The 21,567-nt window shown below is 68.3% G+C and carries 18 protein-coding genes and 2 pseudogenes; 7 read left to right on the top strand and 13 right to left on the bottom strand.

What is annotated here, in order from left to right; genetic code table 11:
- Nucleotides 1-2: 2 nt before the first annotated feature.
- On the bottom strand, nucleotides 3-620 hold the full coding sequence (locus AB0L60_RS11375; protein ID WP_364610973.1) for a helix-turn-helix domain-containing protein: 618 nt from the start codon (nucleotides 618-620) through the stop codon (nucleotides 3-5).
- Nucleotides 621-689: 69 nt separating this feature from the next.
- On the opposite strand from AB0L60_RS11375, the gene AB0L60_RS11370 reads away from it, so the two are divergent.
- From AB0L60_RS11370 to AB0L60_RS11360, 3 genes and pseudogenes are all read left to right on the top strand, one after another.
- A complete protein-coding gene (locus AB0L60_RS11370; protein ID WP_364610970.1) occupies nucleotides 690-833 on the top strand; it encodes a hypothetical protein in 144 nt (47 codons plus the stop codon).
- The gene (locus AB0L60_RS11365) at nucleotides 830-1,360 is read left to right on the top strand and encodes a hypothetical protein (protein ID WP_364610968.1); all 531 of its coding nucleotides are present in this window, start codon (nucleotides 830-832) and stop codon (nucleotides 1,358-1,360) included. Before AB0L60_RS11370 ends, AB0L60_RS11365 begins: the two co-directional genes overlap by 4 nt.
- A gap of 126 nt (nucleotides 1,361-1,486) precedes the next feature.
- A pseudogene (locus tag AB0L60_RS11360) lies at nucleotides 1,487-2,067 on the top strand (hypothetical protein); the annotation flags it as partial.
- 20 nt (nucleotides 2,068-2,087) lie between these two features.
- Here AB0L60_RS11360 and AB0L60_RS11355 read toward each other — a convergent pair.
- Entirely contained in the window at nucleotides 2,088-3,311 is a 1,224-nt protein-coding gene (locus tag AB0L60_RS11355) for a site-specific integrase (protein WP_364610966.1), read from the bottom strand.
- A gap of 23 nt (nucleotides 3,312-3,334) precedes the next feature.
- Between AB0L60_RS11355 and AB0L60_RS11350 the strand changes: the two genes are divergently transcribed.
- Complete coding sequence (locus AB0L60_RS11350; protein ID WP_364610963.1) at nucleotides 3,335-4,552, top strand: epoxide hydrolase; 1,218 nt, start codon at nucleotides 3,335-3,337, stop codon at nucleotides 4,550-4,552.
- Nucleotides 4,553-4,663: 111 nt separating this feature from the next.
- Here the strand turns inward: AB0L60_RS11350 and AB0L60_RS11345 are convergent, their stop codons facing one another.
- Together AB0L60_RS11345 and AB0L60_RS11340 are read right to left on the bottom strand one after the other, a co-directional pair.
- Nucleotides 4,664-5,092, bottom strand: a complete 429-nt coding sequence (locus tag AB0L60_RS11345; protein ID WP_364610960.1) for a nitroreductase family deazaflavin-dependent oxidoreductase — start codon at nucleotides 5,090-5,092, stop codon at nucleotides 4,664-4,666.
- Nucleotides 5,093-5,149: 57 nt separating this feature from the next.
- Nucleotides 5,150-5,344 carry a hypothetical protein gene (locus tag AB0L60_RS11340; RefSeq protein WP_364610957.1) on the bottom strand — a complete coding sequence of 65 codons (195 nt, stop codon included), beginning with the start codon at nucleotides 5,342-5,344 and terminating at the stop codon, nucleotides 5,150-5,152.
- Nucleotides 5,345-5,455: 111 nt separating this feature from the next.
- Here AB0L60_RS11340 and AB0L60_RS11335 point away from each other — a divergent pair, with 111 nt between their 5' ends.
- Nucleotides 5,456-6,328 (top strand): class II glutamine amidotransferase, encoded by an 873-nt coding sequence (locus AB0L60_RS11335; RefSeq protein ID WP_364610954.1) that lies wholly within the window; start codon nucleotides 5,456-5,458, stop codon nucleotides 6,326-6,328.
- A 29-nt stretch (nucleotides 6,329-6,357) separates the two neighbouring features.
- Here AB0L60_RS11335 and AB0L60_RS11330 read toward each other — a convergent pair whose 3' ends face one another.
- From AB0L60_RS11330 to AB0L60_RS11320, 3 genes are all read right to left on the bottom strand, one after another.
- Entirely contained in the window at nucleotides 6,358-7,155 is a 798-nt protein-coding gene (locus AB0L60_RS11330; protein ID WP_364610951.1) for a DUF2470 domain-containing protein, read from the bottom strand.
- A gap of 36 nt (nucleotides 7,156-7,191) precedes the next feature.
- A complete protein-coding gene (dinB, locus tag AB0L60_RS11325) occupies nucleotides 7,192-8,394 on the bottom strand; it encodes a DNA polymerase IV (RefSeq protein WP_364610947.1) in 1,203 nt (400 codons plus the stop codon).
- A gap of 298 nt (nucleotides 8,395-8,692) precedes the next feature.
- Complete coding sequence (locus AB0L60_RS11320; protein ID WP_364610944.1) at nucleotides 8,693-9,328, bottom strand: TetR/AcrR family transcriptional regulator; 636 nt, start codon at nucleotides 9,326-9,328, stop codon at nucleotides 8,693-8,695.
- 139 nt (nucleotides 9,329-9,467) lie between these two features.
- Here AB0L60_RS11320 and AB0L60_RS11315 point away from each other — a divergent pair.
- Nucleotides 9,468-10,918: pseudogene (locus AB0L60_RS11315) on the top strand (FAD-dependent monooxygenase).
- 118 nt (nucleotides 10,919-11,036) lie between these two features.
- Here AB0L60_RS11315 and AB0L60_RS11310 read toward each other — a convergent pair.
- Entirely contained in the window at nucleotides 11,037-13,055 is a 2,019-nt protein-coding gene (locus AB0L60_RS11310) for a glycosyltransferase family 39 protein (RefSeq protein ID WP_364610941.1), read from the bottom strand.
- An 86-nt stretch (nucleotides 13,056-13,141) separates the two neighbouring features.
- Between AB0L60_RS11310 and AB0L60_RS11305 the strand changes: the two genes are divergently transcribed.
- Complete coding sequence (locus AB0L60_RS11305) at nucleotides 13,142-14,380, top strand: serine hydrolase (RefSeq protein WP_364610938.1); 1,239 nt, start codon at nucleotides 13,142-13,144, stop codon at nucleotides 14,378-14,380.
- A gap of 56 nt (nucleotides 14,381-14,436) precedes the next feature.
- Here the strand turns inward: AB0L60_RS11305 and AB0L60_RS11300 are convergent, their stop codons facing one another.
- The 5 genes from AB0L60_RS11300 to AB0L60_RS11280 form a co-directional block, all read right to left on the bottom strand.
- On the bottom strand, nucleotides 14,437-15,108 hold the full coding sequence (locus AB0L60_RS11300; protein WP_364610935.1) for a TetR family transcriptional regulator: 672 nt from the start codon (nucleotides 15,106-15,108) through the stop codon (nucleotides 14,437-14,439).
- Between the two features lie 200 nt (nucleotides 15,109-15,308).
- Nucleotides 15,309-16,460, bottom strand: coding sequence for an oxygenase MpaB family protein (locus AB0L60_RS11295; protein WP_364610932.1), 1,152 nt, complete (start codon nucleotides 16,458-16,460; stop codon nucleotides 15,309-15,311).
- 584 nt (nucleotides 16,461-17,044) lie between these two features.
- Nucleotides 17,045-18,565, bottom strand: a complete 1,521-nt coding sequence (locus AB0L60_RS11290; RefSeq protein ID WP_364610929.1) for a DNA mismatch repair protein — start codon at nucleotides 18,563-18,565, stop codon at nucleotides 17,045-17,047.
- Nucleotides 18,556-20,088: a DNA mismatch repair protein MutS gene (locus AB0L60_RS11285; RefSeq protein ID WP_364610926.1), complete on the bottom strand. Its 1,533-nt coding sequence runs from the start codon at nucleotides 20,086-20,088 to the stop codon at nucleotides 18,556-18,558. Before AB0L60_RS11285 ends, AB0L60_RS11290 begins: the two co-directional genes overlap by 10 nt.
- A 98-nt stretch (nucleotides 20,089-20,186) precedes the next feature.
- On the bottom strand, nucleotides 20,187-21,284 hold the full coding sequence (locus tag AB0L60_RS11280) for an AraC family transcriptional regulator (protein WP_364610923.1): 1,098 nt from the start codon (nucleotides 21,282-21,284) through the stop codon (nucleotides 20,187-20,189).
- Nucleotides 21,285-21,567: the final 283 nt, after the last annotated feature.

Here is a 21,567-nt window from a genome sequence, read left to right as displayed (position 1 = left end):
TGTCAGTTCTCCCGTCCTGCTTCGGATTCGGTGTCTTTCCGGGCGGTGGGTATCTGGTGCATGCCGATGACCACCCGGTGGTCGCGCCCGCCCGGGGCGGACTCGTCGTGGTAGCGGCTGACCAGCGTCGTCACCGCCTGCGCCAGCTCCTCGGCGAACGCCGTCCGGTCGGCCGCGGAGGCGAACCGCACCTGCGCGTCGATCCCGAATGTCGCGACCCGCCGCTGCGCCCGGACCGCGCCGGTCAGCAGCGCCCCGACCTCCTGCACCAGCCGCGCGCCCAGCGCCACCAGCCACCGCGCCGACAATTGGTCGGGCGAGCGCGCCGGATCCGGACTGACCGCACCCAGCGCGCTGGGGGAGATCACGTAAGAGGCTGCCGTGGCCCGGAATACACGCTCGGTGACATTGCCCTTGCGCCGTTCCTCGACCAGCTCGACCAGCCCGTGCCGCTCCAGCTCCTTGAGGTGGTAGTTCACCTTCTGCCGCGGTAGCCCGAGCCGACCGGCGAGCATCGCGGCCGAGCCCGGCTCGGCGAGAGCGGCGAGGATCCGGGACCGGATCGGGTCCAGGGAAGCCTCGGCCGCGGCGGGTTCTTCGATGACAGCGACGTCCAGCACCACCCCAGAGTCTCACCGACAAAAATATTTGTCAAGGAAGACGGAGTTGTCGGTTGTCGAGTCCCGCGGGTGCCGACCACGGTCGACCGGGTTTCCGGCATTGACACCGGCCGGGTCGCGCCGCACGCTGCGCCGGTGACGTTTTTCTTCCTGACAGCCATCCCGACAGCGGCGGTCATCACCGCGGCGGCTCCATCGAGTGACGCGCGATGACCGTTCCTGCCGACTTCGGTCCGGACGCCTACGTCGTACGCACGGGATTGTGGCGGTGGCGCCGCGCATCACACGGCCGAGTGGTCTTTGCCGTCCACGGTGCGGGTGTCTACTTCGCTGCCGACGCGTTCGGCCCTCCCCAGACCGTGCCCTGGTCGCGAATCTGCGCGATCGAGCTGTTCACCGAAACCACCTCGACACCGCGAAATCAGTTCCGCCACCGGTGTATCGGCGTGCGGGCCCGCGGCACCACCCAACCCTCCCGAGGCGGTCCGGCGGCCCGCCCGGTACCCGAGTCGTCGGCGCGGCTCCTGCGCGACGCCGGTCGCGCCGACCTGATCCCCGGCGCCGACGGCACCATCCGCTGGGCATACCGTCGCATGACGGGCTGGCGCGTATCGCGTGAGAACCTGACCGCGGCCGTCACCCGCCACGCTCCGCACATTCCGGTCATCGACGGTCCGCCCTGGCCGCCCGCCCTGACCTGGTCCGAGGCGCTCACGGCCCGCAAGCGACGGCCTCGGTGACGTCGGTGCAGCGATGAGCCGCGTCACCCGACATGCGCCGCGATGTCACACATCGGGCTCGAATGGTGTCTTCATGTCCGATACCACCAACGGTGAGGGAGGGCGGACATGGAACACGTCGTCAGGGTCGTCGTGGTCGGCGGCGGATATGCGGGGATCATCGCGGCCAACCGGCTGCGGACTCGGGAGGACGTGGCGATCACGGTGTGGACGGCCGGTTTCGACGCCCGGACCTGGCCGCCCGCAGCGGCCTGAGCACCGACGCCGTCGGCCGCCTGCTCACCGACGAAACCCTCACCAGCATCGACGATCCGCGCATCCTGGCCGCCGGTGACGCCGCCGCCCCCTCCGGCCAACCCCTGCGCATGAGCTGCCAGGCCGCCATCCCGCTCGGCGCCCATGCTGCCGGAACCATCCTGAGCCGCCTCGCCGAATCCGAGCCCGCCGCAATCGATATCGCGTTCATCGGCCAGTGCATCAGCCTGGGCCGCAAACGCGCGACCATGCAGCTGGCCCACTTCGACGACACCGCCCGTCGGGCCTACCTCGCCGGCCGCGTCGCCGCCACCGTCAAGGAGGCGATCTGCAAATCCACCGTGTGGGGCCTCGCCCGCGAAGCCCGCAAACCCGGCTCCTGCACCGCCATCAAGGGCGGCAAACGTCAGCGGCGCATCGCGGCCGCCGCAGCGATGGCCGATCAGCGGTAGACCGCCGGTCGAAATCGCCGCTACAAGCCCAGTTTCGTGACGGCGTTGTCCTCGAGCGGGTTGGCGGTGCGGATGTAGCCGTGGACGGTGCGGGGGTTGGACCAGCGGCCCTGGCGCATGATCTCGCGGTCGCTGGCGCCGCCGAGGGCGGCCTGGGTGGCGAAGCCGGCGCGTAGGGAGTGACCGGAGAACAGGGCGGGGTCGAGGCCGGCGCGGGCGGCGTAGCGCTTGACGAGTTCGGCGACCGCGCGGCCGGACATGGCGGTGGCGGCGATGCCACCGTGGCGTGAAATGGCCGGGAACAGTGGCAGATTCGGGTCGGTGAGGGTGGTGCCGGTGAAGCCGTGGCAGCGGTGGATGTGGGGGTCGGGCGGCGGGGTGGCGTCGAGCCAGGCGCGCAGGTCGGTGGCGGCGTGCGCCTCGCGCAGGCGGGTCCAGTCGGCGAAGGCGCAGACGGGGCAGGTGTGCGGGCGCTGGCCGCGGGGCAGGGCGACGCGTTGTTCGTTGACACCGGTGGCGTCGGTCTTGGTGGCGGGCAGCTGGATCAGCAGCAACGGCTCGCCGGTGGTGTGGTCGGTGGTGACCGCGACATCGGCGACCCGCAGCGCGGCGATCTCACTGCGGCGCAACGCCCCCGCGAATCCGACCAGCAACAGCAGGGTGTCACGGCGGCGGGCCGGTTCGGTGGGCCACTGCGCGGCCGGCAATTCGTTCAGCAGCTGATCGAGGGTGTGCAGCAGCACCGGCCGCTTCCGCTTGGGACGGGTGCGCCGGATGCGGCGGATACCGCGCAGGGTCAGACGCACCACGTCGGCGCGGGTGGGTGAGGGCAATCCGTTGGCGGCGTGCACGGCGGCCAGCGCCGCGGCCTTGCGCTCCAAAGTGGCGGCGCTGAAGGCCCATTCGCCGTTCTCCCGCCGCGCGTCCGCCGCCGCGGCCAGATACACCGCCACATCCAGGGCGTCCGCCGGTAGTGCCTGCCGCGCTTCCGCCGCGCACCAGGCCGCCCACGCGATCCAGTCGGTCCGGTACGCGCGCAAGGTATTCGCCGACTGCGACGCTTCGAGGTACCGCCGCAGCGATCCGGCCTGCACCTCGTCGAAGCGATCTCGTACCAGCCGCAGCGCCGCCGCGTCGACCAGCACACTGCGTACCCCGCGTCGCAATTCGCCGCGCACCTCGTCGGGTACCGCGATCACCGCGGCCTGTTCCACCGGCTCGGTGACCTCCGTCGGATCTGGCATGTCCCCGACCCTAGATTGACCATGTGCTCCCGTTGCAGCAGACCCCGATTCACGTGTCCGACGACATCCTCGACGACCTCCGGCAGCGCCTGGCCCGGACCCGCTGGTTCGACGACGACGGCAATGCCGACGGCCACTACGGCGTGCCCACCGCCTATCTGCGCGAGCTGGTCGACCACTGGCGTACCGACTTCGATTGGCGTGCACAGGAAAAGGCCATGAACGCCTACGAGCACCACCGCGTCGAGGTGGACGGCGTCCCCATCCACTTCCTGCGCAAACCCGGCGTCGGCGACAACCCGATCCCGCTCATCCTCACCCACGGCTGGCCCTGGACCTTCTGGCACTGGTCCAAAGTGATCGACCCGCTGGCTGATCCGGCGGCGCACGGCGGTGATCCCGCCGACGCGTTCGAGGTCATCGTCCCCTCGCTGCCCGGTTTCGGCTTCTCCACCCCGATCCCGTCGCGCCCGGATCTGAACTTCTGGAAGATCGCCGACCTCTGGCACACCCTCATGACCGATGTGCTGGGCCATCGCACCTACGCCGCCGCCGGATGCGATGTCGGCGCCCTGGTCACCGGCCAGCTCGGCCACAAATACGCCGACGCCCTCTACGGGATCCATATCGGCTCCGGTCAGCGTCTGGATCTGTTCAACGGCGAACGCGCCTGGGACATCACCGGCGGCCGCCCGATTCCCGAGGGCCTGCCCGGCGACGTGCACGCGCGAATCATCGAGCTGGAGAAGCGATTCGCCGTCCACCTGTCCGCCCAGATGCTCGCCCCCGCCACCCTGGCGCACGGCCTGTCGGATTCACCCGTGGGCATGCTGGCCTGGATCCTGGAGCGCTGGATGCGCTGGAGCGACCACCGCGGCGGCGACTTCGAATCCGTGTTCAGCAAAGACGAGGTATTGACCCACGCGACCATCTATTGGGCCACCAACTGCATCGGCAGCTCGATGCGCCTCTACGCCAACCACAATCGCTACCCCTGGACCCCGTCCCACGACCGCTGGCCCGTGATCGAGGCGCCCACCGGCCTCACCTTCGTCGCCCACGAGAACCCGCCCGGTGTCACCACTGCCCAACGCGCCCAGCATTTCCGCGACAGCGACCGCGGCGCGTGGTATCACCTGGTGAATGTGACCGCTCACGATCACGGCGGCCACTTCATCCCCTGGGAGGTCCCGGCCGAATGGACCGACGACCTCCGCCGCACCTTTCGCGGCCGACGCTAGCCTTCCGTCACCTCCGCGAAGGGCTTGCGGGGAGGTCGCTCGCAAGTCCCACGGAACGCCGGCGGAAATCGTGTCAGGGGTCTTGCCGTGATCCGGCGAAGCGCGACATTTTCACGCTGCGGCCGTGCGGGTCAGCACGACGACGGGGATCTCCCACTCCACTTTTGCTTGGAAATCGGCCATGAACGGTGTCATCTCGAGCTGCCGGTCCCACAGCCGGACCCGCTCGTCCCCGCTCGCGACCTCGGCGGTGACCGACCAGGTCTCGGTGCCCACCTCGACCGTCCCGGCCGGGTTCGCCACCAGGTTGTGATACCAGCCCGGCCGGTGCGGCCGGCCGCCATTGGCGGCGAAGACCACCAGGCGGTCGCCGTCGCGCTGATAGGCCAGCGGCCAGGTACGGTCCTGCCCGGTGCGGGCCCCGGTGGTGGTCAGCAACAGGAGATCACGCTCGGCGAACTGCCCGCCGACCTGTCCGCCCCCGGCCCGGAATTGCTCGATCACTTCTTCGTGCAGTCGCTGACGCGCAACGTCGGTCATGGTCGGCATCAACTGTGTTGCCGCCGTGGGTATTCCGCTCCCGGCGGCGAATCCGCCTCAGTGCTGCAACCGCCATTCCGCATCCGGTTTGGGAAGCGGCCAGGTCCACCCGTTCTTCATGCGCAGCTCCAGTAGCTGCTGTCGGCGACCACACGACTGCTCGGTGTCACCGTCGCCCTCGACGCAGTTGCGGTGGATCCACAGCATGGCTTCCACCGTGCCCGAGAGGCGCATGGCGTCATGCTCGGGCATACGATGATGCTCGAGTACCGACGGCGTGTCCGACATGGCCCAATCATCCCTCAGCCCGGCCGTGCTGTCGTGCAGTCCGCGCGTCTCCGCCTCTCGTGAGAGGAGTTGGTCATGTGTCGTCTGTTCGGACTCTCGGCCGCGCCGCAGCGGGTGCACGCCACCTTCTGGTTGCTGAAGGCGCCGGACAGCCTGTCCCAGCAAAGTCACCGCGAACCCGATGGTGTCGGCCTGGGCACCTTCACCTCCGCGGGCGCGCCGCTGGTGGAGAAGCAGCCGATCGCCGCCTACGAGGACCGGCTCTTCGCGCAGGAGGCCCGCGAACGCGAATCCGAAACCTTCGTCGCTCATGTCCGCTTCGCCTCCACGGGCGGGCTGATGATGCGCAATACCCATCCGTTCGAGCAGGACAGGCGCCTGTTCGCGCACAACGGGGTGCTGCAGGGACTCGACGAGCTGGATGACGAACTCGGTGACTATCGCCGACTCGTCCACGGCGACACCGACTCCGAGCGCTTCTTCGCCCTGATCACCGCCCGGATCGATCATCATGCGGGCGATGTCACCGCGGCCATCACCGACGCGGTCGGCTGGATCGCCGACCGGCTGCCGCTCTACGCGCTCAACCTGATTCTCACCACCGCGACCGAGCTGTGGGCCCTGCGCTATCCCGACACCCACGACCTGTATGTCCTCGAGCGCGCCGCCGGTGGCGCACAGGGCGATCGGCGGCTCGACCACGCGAGTCACCGTCATCGCGGCATTCGCACCAGCAGTGGCGCGCTGACCGACTATCCCGCTGTCGTCATCGCCAGCGAACGCATGGACGACGACCCCGGATGGCGGCTCCTCGCCTCCGGCGAACTGCTCCACGTCAACGGGCATCTGGACGTGCGGTCCAGCATCATTCGGGATTCCCCACCCCGCCACCTGCTTTCGCTCACCGACCTCGACGAGACCGCCGCCGCCTCCCAGACCGCGCACTGACGATCACCGCTGCGGCATGGTCCGGTCGGTCACTCCGGTCGCGAGACCCGGGCCAGATCGACAGTGGCCGTCCGCAAGTCGGCGATGCTGTCGATCGGCGCGAGATAGCCGATACGGGTGACCGCGATGCCGCGCGGGGTGGTGACCCGCAGGTCGAGGCCGAAGCGGTCGGCGCGTTCACAGACCGCGGCGGTCGCGTCCGGATAGCCGCCGCGGGCGTGGGCCATGTCCAGCAACGAGTCCGCGTGATCGTCATTGAGGTGTGCGATGGCGCGGGCCGCACCGGGGATGATCGGATCGGCCTGGGCGGCCGCGTATTCGTCGGCGGTCGCGGAATCCATACGGCCGTACCCGCCGACCCAGCGGGCGCGCTGCACACGCAGCACCCACACCGTGAAATCGCTGAAGTCGATGTAGGTCTTGGCCGCCGGGACGGCGGCCAGGTGGGCCTCGCGGGCCGCTACCGCCTCCTCGCCCCGCGGTCGTTCCGCGACACCGGCGAGCGTCAATCGCGTTCCGGCCAGCGGGTCCGCCGGCAACTCCGGGGTCACGATGGACAGGCTGGCGCGCGGATCGGCGGCCAGGTTGCGGCCGTGCTCGGCCATCCGGGACACACACAGAACCGGTTGTCCCGCAAGCAGTCCATACGTCACGAAACTGGCCCAGGGGCCGCCGTCGGCCGACAGGGTGGCCAGGGTGGCCGTATTCGTCGCCGCGGCAACGGTTCTGGCCTCATCCGCCGCGGACGGCCGGGTGGTGATCGCGATGGGTGTCAGCGGCGGGGGAGTCGAGGGCGCGTCGCCCGGGTCGCCGTGGTCGAGAGCCATGCGTCACAGGCTACCCGCGCGGCCGAAGGGGGCCGATCAGTCGGGAAGGATTGGCACCGACAGCCCTTCGCCCTTCCGCAGCAGGGCCGCACGTGTGACGGTGCCCGCGCCGAAGCGATCGCGCAGTGCGTCCAGGGTCGAATCGAGGGTGGATTCCGCACGCGGCTCGAACAGCAGCGACAGCTGCATGGTGTCGGCGTCGTCCAGATTGGTGAGGGACAGGCCGATGAGAGTGAGGCCGCCGCGCTCCCGGATCAGCGGCATGGTCGCGGACAGCAGAGTGCGTGCCGCCCGCAGAACGGTCTCGCCGCTGTCGGTCGCCTCGGCCAGCGTGTGCGAGCGGGTGGCGCGCGTGAAATCGTCGAAACGCATGCGCAGCACCACCGTTCGGCACACCCGCCGGGCTTTGCGCAGCCGGTGCCCGAGCCGGTCGGCCAGTCCGTGCAGGTACGCCTCGAGCTCCTCGTCGCTGCGATGGCGGCGGCCCAGTGCCCGCTGCGCGCCGATCGAGCGCCGACGCCGCCCGGTGTCCACCCGGCGCGGGTCCCGCGCCCACGACAGGGCGTGCAGATGCCTGCCCGTGGCCGGACCGAGCACCGCCGCGAGCGGCCCCTCACCCAGGTCCGCGAGCTGCCCGACCTTGGTGATGCCGCGTTCACGCAGCTCCCGCGCGGTCACCTCGCCGACACCCCACAGGCGTTCCACCGGCAGTGGATGCAGGAATTCCAGCTCCCGGTCGGGCGGAACCTCCAGCAGCCCATCGGGTTTGGACACCGCGCTGGCCACCTTGGCCAGGAATTTCGTGCGCGCCACCCCGACCGAGATGGGCAGTCCGACCTCCGCGCGCACCCGCGCCCGCAGCCCGCGCGCGATATCGACCGGAGTGCCGGCGATCCGCCACAGTCCGGCCACATCGAGAAACGCCTCGTCGATGGAGATGCCCTCCACCTCGGGCGTGGTGTCGCGGAAGATCTCGAAGACCGCCTTGCTGGCCGCCGAATACGCCGACATCCGCGGCGGCACCACGATCGCAGTGGGGCACAAGCTCAGTGCCTGACGCACATTCATGGGCGTCCGCACCCCGAACGCCTTCGCCTCGTAACTGGCGGCCAGCACGACCCCGCCGCCGACGAGCACCGGCCGCCCCCGCAGCCGCGGACTGTCGCGCTGCTCCACCGACGCATAGAAGGAGTCCAGGTCGGCATGCAGAATCGCCGCCCGCTCGGGGCGCGCGCTCATCCTCGTGATCGAACCGGACACGAACATATGTTCGCATACCCGATGGTCGGACGGTGTGGGTGCGCCGCGGCGTTCTCAACGCCCGCCGGGGGCGCGCCCACGATGCCCGGGTGACGGTGTCTGGCCCGAAGGCGGCGCTTGTCGGGTGCTGCCGACCCCGGGCAGCGCCGGGGAACTCGCCCGCTCGGGTGCCATCGCCCTCGACGGTGACGTGACCGCACTCGGCGAACTCGCCACGCCGCTGGACGATTTCGAGCCGACCTTCCCGATCGTCACCCCCCGATCGGGCGATACTCGGCTACCGGCGATCCTCGCGGACCGTCCCCGCGAGGATGGCGGTGAGGCCGGCGGTGAATCTGCGGTCGCGTTCGCCGGTCATGATGGAGATGGTGTCGCCGGTGGGGTTCGGGCGAGGGGCGTCGGCGGTGAGGGCCGAGACCAGCGGCTGCCATTCGCCGGACCGCTCGAGTTCCAGGTAGGCCTGTTCCTCGATGACGAAACCGGTTGTGTAGGAACGCAGGACCGATTGCAGGTCGCCGGGTTCGAAGGGCGGGACGACGATGCCCTGCAGGAGTGCCATGAGGGTGCCCGACAGCTTCACCGTGGCCGCGAAGGGGGAGTAGGAGCCCGCGACGATGCGGCCGCCGTCACGGAATCGGAGCATCGCCGCGCGCATGCGCTCGCAGCAGGCGATGACCTGGGCGAGCGTCGGGGCGTCGAGGTCGATATCGGACAGGTCGATGGTGGCGTAGACGGCATCGGACATGGCGCGCTGGAGATCTCGGCGATCCTTCAGATGCTTGTACAGCGCGCCGGGAGACACCTCGGCGGCCGCTGCCAGTCGCCGCATGGTGAGCGCGTCCAATCCGTTCGCCGACACGTACTCGTGGGCGATCTCTACCAGCCGATCCCGGCTCAATCCGCGTTTGACCATCGGTTCAGAGCCTAGCGGTGGGCATGCGGCGGCCGGGTTTGCGTGGTTGACGACACGGATCACCTCCCTTAGCCTTCGTTTGGTGAACAGTGTTTACCAGGCTGGCGTCGTCATCGCCGGAGCCGGTCCGACCGGGCTGATGCTCGCCTGCGAATTGCGGCTCGCGGGAATCGAAGTGGTCCTGCTGGATGCTCTCACCGCGCGCACCGGACAGTCGCGAGCGGGCGGCATCAACGCCCGGACCATGGAGATCCTCGATCAGCGCGGGCTGATGGAGCGAGTGCTGCCACACGGCTATGTGTTCCGCGGCCGGGGTCCCGGGCATTTCGCCGGGCTGCCCATCGAGTTCGGCGATCTGGCTACCCGGTATCCGGCCGGACTGGTCATCACCCAGGCCGACCTCGAGACCCAACTCGACCGGTATGCAACAGAATTGGGTGCACCAGTCAGGTGGGACTCACCGGTTGTCGACCTCGAGCAGGACTCCGATGGTGTCGAGATCCGGGTCGGTGGTGCGCACGGCCGCCGCGTCCGGGCCGCGTATCTGGTCGGCTGCGACGGTGGCCGCAGTACGGTCCGCAAACTGGCCGGGATCGGGTTCGCCGGGACCGACGCGACCATGGTCGGCATGATCGCCGATGCCGAACTGGCGGACCCGCCGCCCGGCTGGATCCTGACCGAGCGTCGCGGACCGGGTGATTTCTCGATACTTCCGTTGCGGCCCAGCTGGTTCCGGCTCATGGTCAACCGGCACGATCGCGTCCTCGACCACGCGGCCCAGCCCTCTTTCGAGGACTTCCGGGCATCCTTCCGCGAGGTGGCCGGCACCGACTACGGGATGCACAGTCCCGCTGGGTGTCGCAGTTCGGCGACGCGGCCCGCCTGGCCGAACGCTACCGTTCGAACCGTGTACTGCTGGCGGGCGATGCCGCGCACATCCATTTCCCCGCCGGCGGACAGGGATTGAATACCGGGGTGCAGGATGCGGCCAATCTGAGTTGGAAGCTGGCCGCCGTTCTGCACGGCCGCGCACCCGATACCTTGCTCGACACCTACGAATCCGAACGCCGGCCGGTCGCCGCGCGCGTCCTGCAGAACACCCGCGCCCAGACCGCGCTCATGCGCCCCGGGCCGCACACCGAGGCGCTGCGCGAAACGCTCGCCGGACTCTTCGATATCGACGAGGTCCGAAACCGCCTCGGCGGCATGCTCTTCGCCCTGGACATCCGCTACGACGTCGGCGACGGCCACCCGCTGTCCGGCTATCGCGTCCCCGACGTCGACCTCACGCTGCCCACCGGCCGTACGCGCGTCCACGAACTGCTCCGCAGCGGCCGCCCGGTCCTGCTGTCCCTGAACGGAACCCGCCCGCGAATCGGCGACTGGCAGGGGCAGATCGACGTCGTCCACGCCCGCTACGATGCGGGCCGGTGGTCGGTACCCGGCCTCGGCGACATCCCCGCGCCGACAGCGGTCCTGGTCCGGCCGGACGGCTATGTGGCATGGGCCGGGGATGAACCCTGCGACACAGGTCTTTTCGAAGCGCTCAGCGCCTGGGTCGGTCCGAGGGCTGCTGCGCACCGGGTCTGACAGGCGCGGAGCGAGTTCGCGAGGCTTTCCATAGCCGGTCCGGAAACACCTCGGCGGCGTCCCCGGATCGACGGGACTCGGTGGGCCGAGCCGGAATCCGGGAACGCCGCCGTAGGGATCAGTGCGGCTGGACCGTCAGGTCGTAGGCCGCCATGTAACCGAAGTGCTGGGTCGCCGTGTAGTGGGCCGTCACCCAGTCGAGGATCTCCTTGTTGCCCGTCGGACGCCAGATGCCCTGCTTCGCACCCGATTGCGCGGGCGCGGCGGTGTCGCCGGGCTTCGGATCCACCCGCCAGGAGTCGGGCAGCGGAACCTCGGGAGCCAGGTAGTAGGTGATCTCGTGGTTGCGGACCATATCCTCGAATTGGGGCAGCGTCGGCACCGGGTCCTCGGAGGTGAAGCCGCCGATGGCGAGGACCGATGTGCGGCTGGCCAATTCGAGCCCGGCCGCGGGCGACGAACGGTCGATGGCGGCCGACCACTTGGTATTGGTCTGCTGCAGCAGCGTGACCAGCTGCGGATCGGTCTGACCCCCGAACAGCGTCTCGAGCTGCTTGCGGAACTGGTCGGCCGGTCCGGCCTTCTTGGGCTGGGGCGGGCCCACGGTCGGGCCACCACCGGTGTGCGACTGCGGCAGGGTCGCGGCCGCATACGCCGTGGAGCCGGTCAGGCCCGCGATCACACCGACAACGAGCAGCACCGTGGTCGCGCGGCCGCGCAGCCGGTCCCAGCGTGCCGCAACCGGCAGCGCCAGCACGAGCAATCCCAGCGCCGTGATCACCGTGACCGCCAGCACCGTCCAGCGCAGCCACGGCTGCCAGTCGGAATTGCGTTGCAGCAGCACGAAACCCCAGATCCCCGCCGAGAGGATCAGCCCGGCGCCACCCACGCCGCCGAACGCCTCGGCCCGGCGCCGCCACACCTCGTACGCGCCGATGGCGAAGCAGCCCGCGATCGCCGGGGCCACGGCGAGGGTGTAGTAGGCGTGCATGCCCGACTTCATCGCCGAGAACAGCACCCCGTCGATGACCAGCCACAGACCGAACACCAGCGCCGCGCCGCGGACCAGATCGGTGCGCGGCCGGCGTCCCCGCGAGACCAGCACCAGCACGAACGCGAGCAGCGCGGCCGGCAGCAGCCACGAGATCTCGAAACCGATCTCACCGGTGAACATCCGGTCCGGACCGTTGCCGAACCCGCCACCCTCGAGCGCCTTCGGAATCTGGTAGCCCTCGGGCAGTTCGAAGGGGTTCTTGGCGTTGCCGCCCATGTGGTTCTTGCCCAGGTAGCGGGCGAAACCGTTGTAACCCAGCACCAGGTCCATGAAGGTGTTGTCCTTCGATCCCGCCAGGTAGGGGCGCGAATCGGCGGGCCAGACAATGGTGAGCAGCACGTACCAGCCGGAAGAGACGATCAGCGCGCCCAGCGCGGCCAGCGAGTGCAGCAGCCGGTTGCGCAGCGTGGTCGGCGCGACGATCACATAGGCCAGCCCGAGTGCCGGCAGCACCATGAGGCCCTCGAGCATCTTGGCCAGGAACGCGAATCCCAGTGCGACACCGGTCAGCACGATCCATTTCAGGCTCGCCCGCGGCAGCGCGCGCACGGTGCAGTAGGCCGCGGCGGTCATGAGCAGCACCATGGCGGCGTCCGGATTGTTGAACCGGAACATCAACGCCACCACGGGCGTCACCGCGAGCACCAGACCCGCCAGCAGGCCCGCGCCGCGGCTGCGGGTGACCCGGGTGACCGCGCCGTACATGAGCGCGACCGCGCCCACCGCCATGATTGCCTGCGGTGCAAGCATGCTCGCGCTGCTGAACCCGAACAGCTGCCCGGACAGGCCCATGACCCACTGCGAGACCGGCGGCTTGTCGACGGTGATGAAGTTGCCCGGGTCCAGCGACCCGAACAGCAGCGCCTTCCAATTCTGCGATCCGGACCAGGCGGCCGCCGCGTAGAAGCCGTTGCCCATCTGGTTGACCGTGATGTTCCACAGGTATGCGACGGCGGTGCCGATGAGCAGCAGCGCCAGCGCCGGCCGTTCCCAGCGGCGGGCAGGGGAGAGGCCTTCCGATGATGGCTCGGATGGCGGGGCGGTCGGTTCGGACGGGGCCAGCTCGGCAGTGGTCACGCTCACCGCGGGAGTGTGTCGCGCCAGCCGGTGAAGACCCTGACTCCTTGCTGGGAGCTTCCTGTGAACCGGGATCTCCCTATGCTGGTCGGATGAGCCCAGGTATGACAGCGCTGGTGCGGATCGACCCGGACCTCGACGCGGTGACCACCCTCGGACCCGAAGCCGACCCCGCCGACGCCGGACTCGCGCCCGGCGATATCGAGGCGATCTGGCGGTCCGTGCAGGACTGGTACCGCATGGGGACCACACCCGCCATCCAGGTGTGCCTGCGCCGTCACGGCCACATCGTGCTGAACCGGGCCATCGGCCACGGCTGGGGCAATGCGCCCAAGGATTCCCCCGACGCCGACAAGCGCCCGGTGACCCCCGACTCGCCCTTCTGCGGATTCTCCACGGCCAAGGGCGTATCCGGCGCCCTGATGTTCATGCTCATCGAACAGGGCGCCTTCGCGCTCACCGACCCGGTGCGCGACTACATCCCCGAATTCGCCGGCCACGGCAAGGACCGCATCACCATCGGCGAGGTCCTCTCCCATTCCGCGGGGGTCCCGTTCATCACCCCGCCCCACCGCGGCTCCGATCTGGTCCTCGACGAGGAACTCGCCGTGCAGGGCCTGGCCGACCTGGTTCCGAGCTGGCCGCCCAATCGGTTTCGCGTGTATCACGCACTGACCGGCGGACTGATCCAGCGCCTGCTGGTCCAGCGCGCCACCGGCAAAGCCATGCGCGATCATCTGCGCGAGCAGGTCCTCGAGCCACTCGGCTTCCGCTGGACCAATTTCGGCGTCCGCCCTGAGGACGTCGACCAGGTGGTGCCCAGCGTCAAGGTCGGCCCCGGACCCTCGAAACTCTGGCGCCACCTGGCAGGCCGAGCCCTCGGCGGCGGCCTTTCCGGCCCGACGGACCCGGCCGCCGCCCGCGCCTTCCTCACCGCCGAACTCCCGTCCGGCAACCTGGTGACCACCGCGGCCGAACTGTCCCGCTTCTATGAAATCCTCACCCGCGGTGGAGAGCTTGATGGAATCCGCATCATGCGCCCCGAAACCCTTTCCGCCGCAATCCATCCCGCCCCCTGGCTGCCAGGCATGGCGGGCCGCGTCTCCGTGGCGGGCTACGAACTGGGCGCCCGCCGCTCGAAGTTCGGCCGCAACACCGAATCCCACTTCGGCCGCAGCGGCCTCACCACCCAATACGGCTGGTCCGATCGTGCCCGCAACCTATCGGGCGCCATCCTCACCAGCGGCAAGGCCCAGGCCGACGCCGACCGCCCCTGGCGCCTGGTCGCTCAGATATCCGCGACCATGAATCCCCGCACCGATCGCGGATGACGGTTCGGCCACCGTGACAAACCGGACTTCGCAAGACGATCGCCGGTGTTCGCGTGCTATTGCCCGTGCGGGCCGAGCATGGGGACCAGGAATTGGCGGGCGATGGCGGCGAGTTGTTCGTCGTCGTCGAGGTCGACGACCTGGCTCGGAATTGCCAGGAACGAGGCGCAGATTCGCACCATCAACTCGGCGACCAGCTCGACCTGCAGGTCCGGGGGGATGGTGCCGGCCCGCTGTTCCTGGCGGAGTTGATGGGCTACGAATTCCCGGACCATGGCGACCGCTCGTCCGTCGTCGCCGACCAGCGAGCCGACGAAGTGGTCGGGTTCGGCGGTGATCAGTGCGCCGATGAGGGGGTTGCCGCGCAGTGCGCGCAGAGAGCTCACGAATCCGAGGACGACGCGGTCGCCGACATTCGTCGCCGCCGCGATATCGACGAGGAATGTGTCGAAGTACCGGCGGAATTCACGCAGGATGACGCGTTCGACCAGTTCTTCTTTGGTGGCGAAGCGGCGGTAGACGGTGATCCGTGAGATCCCCGCGGTGCGCGCGACATCCTCCATGGTCGAGCGCTGGATACCCCACCGCCGGAATTGTTCCTCGGCCGCGTCGAGGATGCGGGTGCGCATCGGGTCGGTGTCGTCGACCTGCTCGACAGCCTGCAGGTAGGCGCGTTCGAGCAAGGATTTCCCGGCGGGGAACTCGTTCGCGGGCGGCGCAGATTCCACGGTGTCCTCCTGAAACATCTTGTCCTGCCTCAGTTCTCGGGCTGCGCCGCGATCGCGCCTCGCCTGATGTTCGCGTTGGCACACACTCCACATCGTTGTTGATACGCGGGTACGTTAGCTGTTTCACTGAGTCCAGCGGGGTATCCCGTGCCGGGCCGAGTGTCGTTCGTACCGGAATGTCCCTGGGCGAGTACAGTGAATCATCGGTTGGTCAGCGGGATTTCGATGCTCAGGGGCATCCGCAGTTCGGCTACGTACCACAGGGCGAACTGGCGCAGGAACTCGTCGAACATCCAATAGGGTGCGTCCACCACCGGTGCCACCGACAACACTCCTTCCCGAACCGCGACGAACGGACCCCACGCCACCTCGAGCAGCGGGCTCCAGACCGGTTCCCGAGGAATGTCGAGCCAGTCGGCGACCTTGTCTCCCATGATGAATCGGGTGAACGCGCCCAGAATGCCGCGGCTGAGCAGCGTCAGGTCGAGATCGGCGCCGAGGTTGAGCAACTGGTTGGCCAGATCGTTGCCCTCCGCGGTCGGTGCCAGGATCGGGTCGAGTTGCTGGCTTGCCTGCGCGTCGGCCTGCTCCCAGGTCGCCGGGATGTACTCGTCGCGAATACCGAGCAGATGTGCGGCCAGCTGCCAACTGTGCAGGTAGCCATCGGATTCGGCGACCGGGATGGGCACCTTCCACGCGGTGAGGGTCCGCATGATGGTGGTGGCCAAGCTGTGCCAGGTGACCATCATGTCGTCCTGGCTGATCGGCGTGACACCGGCGGGCCAGTGCGGCGACCGCGGCAGCAGATGCCGCACGGACGCGTGGATGATCCTGGTCTTCACACAGGTCACGATCATCTCGCCGCCGTCCCCGTAGGCATTGACCGTGCCGATGTCGTACCCGAATTTCGCGGTTTTGGCGATGCGCCCCTTCAGGTGCGATCCGCCGCGTGAGTAGTACACCGCGAGGGCCTCGTGCGGGATGACCGTGGACATCATGCCGCTGGCGAACGCATACAGCACGCCCAGATACAGACCGCGCTTCTTGTTGAACTCGAAGGAACTGGCCAGCTTGCCCTGGTCGGTCCACGAGGGCAGCTGACGAGCGGATTCGATGAAGTCCGCCAAGCCTTTCGGCAGGCCGACGGGCAGGGGCTGGTTGTTGTAGACCCAGGTCGCCAGCAGCCTGTTGACCTCGGGCACATCGGCGTGGTTGATCACATCCGCCAAGACGGAATCGGCATCGGGGTCGTACACGGTCAACGGGTCGGCGCCGCCACCGGCGCCGACCACCGAATCGGCGGGCGACCACCTCCATGGCTCCGCCCTCGTGGTACGGGCGGTCAGTGCCATCGCACCGACGACGCCCAACAAACCGCTGCCTGTCCTCAATGCGTCGCGCCTGCTGAGACGGTGTGCATACATGCCGATTTCCTGTTCCCGAGTCTGATACACAGACACATGAGATGTATCTGTGTATCTTGATGAGAGCACACCGTGACGGCCGTCACAACCAGTTGGCACGAATTGCCAGACGAAGGACCGGTCGATGAATCCGTATGTCGTTATCCAGAATCTCCTCAACCACCTGGACCTGGGGTCGGCCGGAAGCGGGGTGCCGGTGGTAACCGCGCGAAGAACAATGAAGTTGCCTTGACCAGCGGTGGAGATGCCGAACACCGCCCGGCTGCATCGTCGCTCCCGGCACAGGCAAACGAGTAAGTCGGGTTTTCGCCCGTCCTGGTCGCCTGTCTCCGGCTGGCCTTCGACATGTGTGTACCGCGTGATGTTGTCGGGTCGTTTCGCCGATGCCGCCCGACAGGCCGGTGCCGGGCATCTGGTCACCTATCCCACCCGACAAACAGTGGCCGCCGCTGGTCGGTATCGACCAGATCCTCGTCGCCGAGGGGCGAACGGTCACGGTGGAGACAGCGGAGCTACCGAGCTCGACCACCGCGTCCTGGTAGCGCAGATCCGTCTGAACCGTGGAAGACAGTAGGAGCGTCGAAGATCCGGCGGAAGACGTCGTCGGCGTGGCTGGTGGGTTCCGGGGGTGCCGATGTGAAGGAGAAGGTCCGGGTGCCGTCCGGGTGGTGGCCGGCGCGGAGGAAGAGATCGGTCGGGTGGGCGGATTGGTAACGGCGGTGGGCGAATTCGTAGAGGTGGGTGACGAAGGCGATTGAGATGCCGGTTTCGAGGAGAGCGTCGACGAGTGGGGCGCCGATGTGGGTGGCGTCGTGTTCGCCGGTGGAGGAGAACGACTCGTTGCACAGCAGCAGGGAGTTCGGGGTGATGCGGTCGACGATGCGGCTCATGCGGGCCAGCTCGTCGGCCAGCTTGCCGTGGGACAGGGTGCGGTCCTCGTCGGTGACGAAGTGGGTGAAGACGCCATCGTGGACGTCGGCTTCGAATGTGTCTGCGACGACGTACATTCCGGCCTGCATCATCAGCTGGGCGGAGCCGATGCTGCGCAGCAGGGTCGATTTGCCGCCGCTGTTGGCGCCGGTGATGACGATCAGGGAGCGGCCTGCGGCGTCGATGTCATTGCCGACCACCGGGCGGCCGGAGGTGAGGCACAGTGTGACGTCGCGCAGGCCGGTGCAACGCAGGCGCGCCCGACCGGCGGGATGCGGGGTCGGCAGGCACACCGGTAGCCCGGCATTGCGGAAGCGGTCGTGTAGTGCGAGACAGCCTACGTAGAAGGCGAGTTCGGTGCGCAGCCGCCGGAAGAAGTCCTGCACGTGGACGACCGCGTCGTTCACGACATCGGCGATCACGGACACGGCTCGGTCGCGCAGCTGCATGACCGGGTCGAATTCGGGGTCGGGTTCGTCGATGACGCGAAAGGCGTGGCGGCTCGGTCGATCGAATCCGAAGCGGCGACGGCGGATCGGCTCGTGCAGCACGATGCCCGCGATGCGGTTGCCCGTGCCGAGCCCGGCACTGATGTGCAGACCGCGGTCGAAATCCATTGCCGCCAGCTGTGCTTCGACACTGTCGAGATATCGGTCGTCGAGTTCAGCCACGATGACAGCCATCAGATCGGTGAGTCCGGGCGCTCGGAACCGGTGGCCGTCCCGATCGCAGAGGGTGCGCAATTGCCGGAGGAAGGTGACCAGCTCGGTCAGAGGTTCCAGCGCGAGCAACAGTTTCCCGCTGGCGCGGTGCAATGGACCGGCCTTGCGGCGCCTGACTTCGGTTGCCTGGGACGCGATCCGGTAGAGCTCGCCCACCACTGTCGGATGAGCCTGGCAGTCGGCGAGCACGGCGTGCCGGTAGCCGATCACCTCCGGATCGGACACCGGTGCCGTCAGCCCGGCCCGGACGGCATCACGGATGACTGGATCGTCGGAGGCCGCGGTGCACAGCGACTCGAGACCGAGATCATCGAAGGTGTTGTCCCCGTTGCCTGCTGGACGAGGTTCGTGGTCGGCAGGATGGAGCAGGTTCACCTGCATGCGGTGATCCTGGCGGTCACGAGGTCGTAGGTCAGCCCGAAGCGCTCGGCGAGCACCACGGCGTGGGCATGGCCGTCGGCCGGTCTGCGCTCGATACGGAACGTGCGCCGGGACGGATCACCGGGGTCGGTAGCCGCCACCATGCTGACCGTGGCCGGTCCGGACCGGGCCAGTTCGTCGAAGAAGGTGACCCACACGGCCATCGCGCCACGCTCGACGATCCGATCGAGCACATCGCCGCCGATCCGCACGGCATCGGCGGTACTGGTCGCGCTGAAACTCTCATTGAGGATGATCACGCTGTCCGCGGTCGCCTCCTCGAGGGTGGCGCGGATGCGCAGCAGCTCCTCGGCGAGGCGCCCATCGGGATCGGTTGCCTGCTCGGCACGTTCGAAATGCGTTAACAGCCGGTCCGCCAACGGCAGGCAGGCACTGCGGGCCGGGACCGGACAGCCGAGCGCGGCGAAATAGATCAGCTGGCCGGCCGTGCGTGCGAAGGTCGTCTTGCCGCCCTGGTTGGGACCGGTCACCACCAGCACTCGTTCCGGACCCGACAGCCGCAGATCGTTGCACACCACCTCGGTGTCGGCATGCCCGCGACGGGTGACCAGTGCGAGGTCGAACGCGCCTTCGGCGTGAATCTCCGCGCCCCGGGTTGCCAACTGCGGCAGGCACATCGCCCGGTCCGTTCCACTGACCCCGCGAACGAAGGCGAGATATGTCAGATAGAACTGGATCTCCCGATCGAACGCCATCACCGTGGTGTCGGCGAACTGCCGATGGTCGCGGCCGAATTCGGCGAGCTGTTCGAAGGCTCGCGGGTGCAAAATGGCGACACGATCGAGGATCTGCTCCTCCATGTGATTGATGTCGTCCCACTCCGAGCGCGGCCGCCCCGGCCGCGGCGCACCGACACCGAAGCGCGAGAACAGCTTCGCGATCGCCGTACTGTAATCGGCCTCGGCACCGACTGGCCCCACCTCGAGGGTGCGGTCGACGATCCGCAAGCTGTAGCGCACCGAGCTCAACGCCTGCTGCACCTGGTGCACCGCGTTGGCCAAACGGCCGAAATCGGTCCCGGCGACGTAGTCGGTGATGAACTCCCGCCATCGGGTCAGCGCACGAGCGGACAGGGGGAGTGCGGCCAACGCCTCAGCGAACCGGGCTACCGCGTCGACGTATTCGGCAGCAGCACTGAACTGCCACCACTGTCGCTGATGCGGATGTTGCAGGCGTTCCTGCCAATCGAGCCGTTTCCGGGTGCCGCGCATGCCGGCGGAGAACGCGTCGAACACTTCCCCCACCGAATCATGCGCGAGCTCGGCGAAGATCTCCTGTCGGTACCGCACCGTCTCCGGGTCCCGGACCGGTTCGGAAAACCATGCCCGCAACCGGTATTCATCGGCCCCGACGACAGCGGCGATGATCCGATCGATATGGAGATCGGTCACCGCCTCGGCATCCATCATCAAGCGGTCGCCCAATGCCACTGAGTCCGGCCACAGCATGCTGACGCCCGGCATACGCCCCACCTCCATCAGGTATGCCAGCCCTCGGCAACAGCGGGCGAGCCTCGGACGGACCTATTGCACGGTAGAGAAATACCTTACCGGCCGTCAAGCTATCTGTCGGATTCCGGTTCCGCCACCGCATTCGGCGCGGGTCGATGACGGTGACCCTCCAGATCCTGGTGGGTGTCATGGACTTTCGGGCGCAAGGTGGGCTTGCCCTGGGCACGCCAGGTTCTCGGGCTGCAGCCGTGACGTTTCGTGAACCAGCGGGAGAAATTGCTGGGGGAGGAGAAGGCCAGCATTTCGGCGATCTCGGTGAGGGAGTGGCGGCGATTCGTGACCAGGTGCTGGGCCAGTTCGGCGCGGGTGGAATCCAGTAGGGCGGTGAAGGTTTCGCCTTCCGCGGCGAGGTGCCGGTGGATGGTGCGGCGGTCGACGCCGAGGCTGCGAGCGACCTGTTCGACCGAACAGCGGCCGGCCGGCAGCAGGAGTTCGATCAGTTCCCGGACGCGGTCGATGGTGGTGGCCGTGGCGGTGAGGTCGGGGGAGCCGAGGAACTGCTGGGCATAGGTGCGTAGCAGCGGGTCCGACATGGCGTTGCGCGCATCGAGATCGGTTGTGTAGATGATGATTCCGTTGAAGTCCTGACCGAAGGTGATGTTCGGCCCGAGCATGCGGTGGTGGGTGCTGCGGTCGGACGGCGCGGCGTGGGCGAATCGGATCTCCACCGGCTGCCAGCCGCTGCCGAGGAATCCGCGCAGCAGGCCGTGCAGCACTCCGACGGCGAGTTCGATGGCCTGGCGGGTTTCGCCGGGCTGTCCGATATCGAGCCCGAGCCGGATGGTGGCGAGACCGTTGCGTTCGGTGAGGCGGGTGTGCAGCGCCTCGTTGTACATGTGCTCGTGCCGGGACATGACCCGCAGCGCGCTGCGCACATCCGGTTCCTCACGGATGACCAGGCTCAATGGGCCGAGGTTCGCGAAGCGTCGCCGCTCGGCCAGGCGCAGCCCGAAGTCCTCGCACTGCGCGGCGGCCGCTGAGCGTTCGAGCAGATCGGCGATGGTGGCGGCTGGCACCCAGCGGTCCTGCAGGGTCAGGCTCGCCGGGTCGAGTCCGGATTCGCGGACCAGACGGACCGGATCGAGGCCGACGGATCGGCCCAGCTCCACGTAGTTACTCAACGCGGCATAGCGGGCGAGCGGCTTCACCGGGCATCCTCCTGTGTCTCGAGGTGAATGGATTCCTGTCCCGAGAGGATAAGCAATCGAGTGTGATCCGGCTTACTCTAGGTTCATCGCAACGAGTTGACCAGCGGAAAGAGCAGGGCTTCGCGGTCGGTGAGCGCACCCGGCCCGGATTCTGCTGCTGGTCTGTCGTTCTCGATAGCCCGGGCCTCCGAGCGTCCCCGCAGCGGGCACGCGACGGGTCGGTGCCGGGTACCCCTGTCGGACCCAGAACGCCGATCGGCGCCCCGGCGCGGTCGCGTCGAAA

The sequence above is a fragment of the Nocardia sp. NPDC051981 genome (assembly GCF_040680715.1).
In the GTDB taxonomy this organism is placed as follows: domain Bacteria; phylum Actinomycetota; class Actinomycetes; order Mycobacteriales; family Mycobacteriaceae; genus Nocardia.
Note: the sequence above shows the minus strand (reverse complement) of the source record. Positions and strands in the feature narration are given on the sequence as shown.

Excerpts from the sequence above, each read along its gene's own strand:
- AB0L60_RS11305 (WP_364610938.1), top strand. The coding sequence starts at position 13,142 with ATGAGCCCAGGTATGACAGCGCTGGTGCGGATCGACCCGGACCTCGAC.
- AB0L60_RS11330 (WP_364610951.1), bottom strand. The coding sequence starts at position 7,155 with ATGGCTCTCGACCACGGCGACCCGGGCGACGCGCCCTCGACTCCCCCG.
- AB0L60_RS11365 (WP_364610968.1), top strand. The coding sequence starts at position 830 with ATGACCGTTCCTGCCGACTTCGGTCCGGACGCCTACGTCGTACGCACG.
- dinB (WP_364610947.1), bottom strand. The coding sequence starts at position 8,394 with ATGAGCGCGCGCCCCGAGCGGGCGGCGATTCTGCATGCCGACCTGGAC.
- AB0L60_RS11320 (WP_364610944.1), bottom strand. The coding sequence starts at position 9,328 with ATGGTCAAACGCGGATTGAGCCGGGATCGGCTGGTAGAGATCGCCCAC.
- AB0L60_RS11355 (WP_364610966.1), bottom strand. The coding sequence starts at position 3,311 with ATGCCAGATCCGACGGAGGTCACCGAGCCGGTGGAACAGGCCGCGGTG.
- AB0L60_RS11295 (WP_364610932.1), bottom strand. The coding sequence starts at position 16,460 with ATGGCACTGACCGCCCGTACCACGAGGGCGGAGCCATGGAGGTGGTCG.
- AB0L60_RS11345 (WP_364610960.1), bottom strand. The coding sequence starts at position 5,092 with ATGACCGACGTTGCGCGTCAGCGACTGCACGAAGAAGTGATCGAGCAA.
- AB0L60_RS11290 (WP_364610929.1), bottom strand. The coding sequence starts at position 18,565 with ATGCAGGTGAACCTGCTCCATCCTGCCGACCACGAACCTCGTCCAGCA.
- AB0L60_RS11285 (WP_364610926.1), bottom strand. The coding sequence starts at position 20,088 with ATGCCGGGCGTCAGCATGCTGTGGCCGGACTCAGTGGCATTGGGCGAC.
- AB0L60_RS11340 (WP_364610957.1), bottom strand. The coding sequence starts at position 5,344 with ATGCCCGAGCATGACGCCATGCGCCTCTCGGGCACGGTGGAAGCCATG.
- AB0L60_RS11335 (WP_364610954.1), top strand. The coding sequence starts at position 5,456 with ATGTGTCGTCTGTTCGGACTCTCGGCCGCGCCGCAGCGGGTGCACGCC.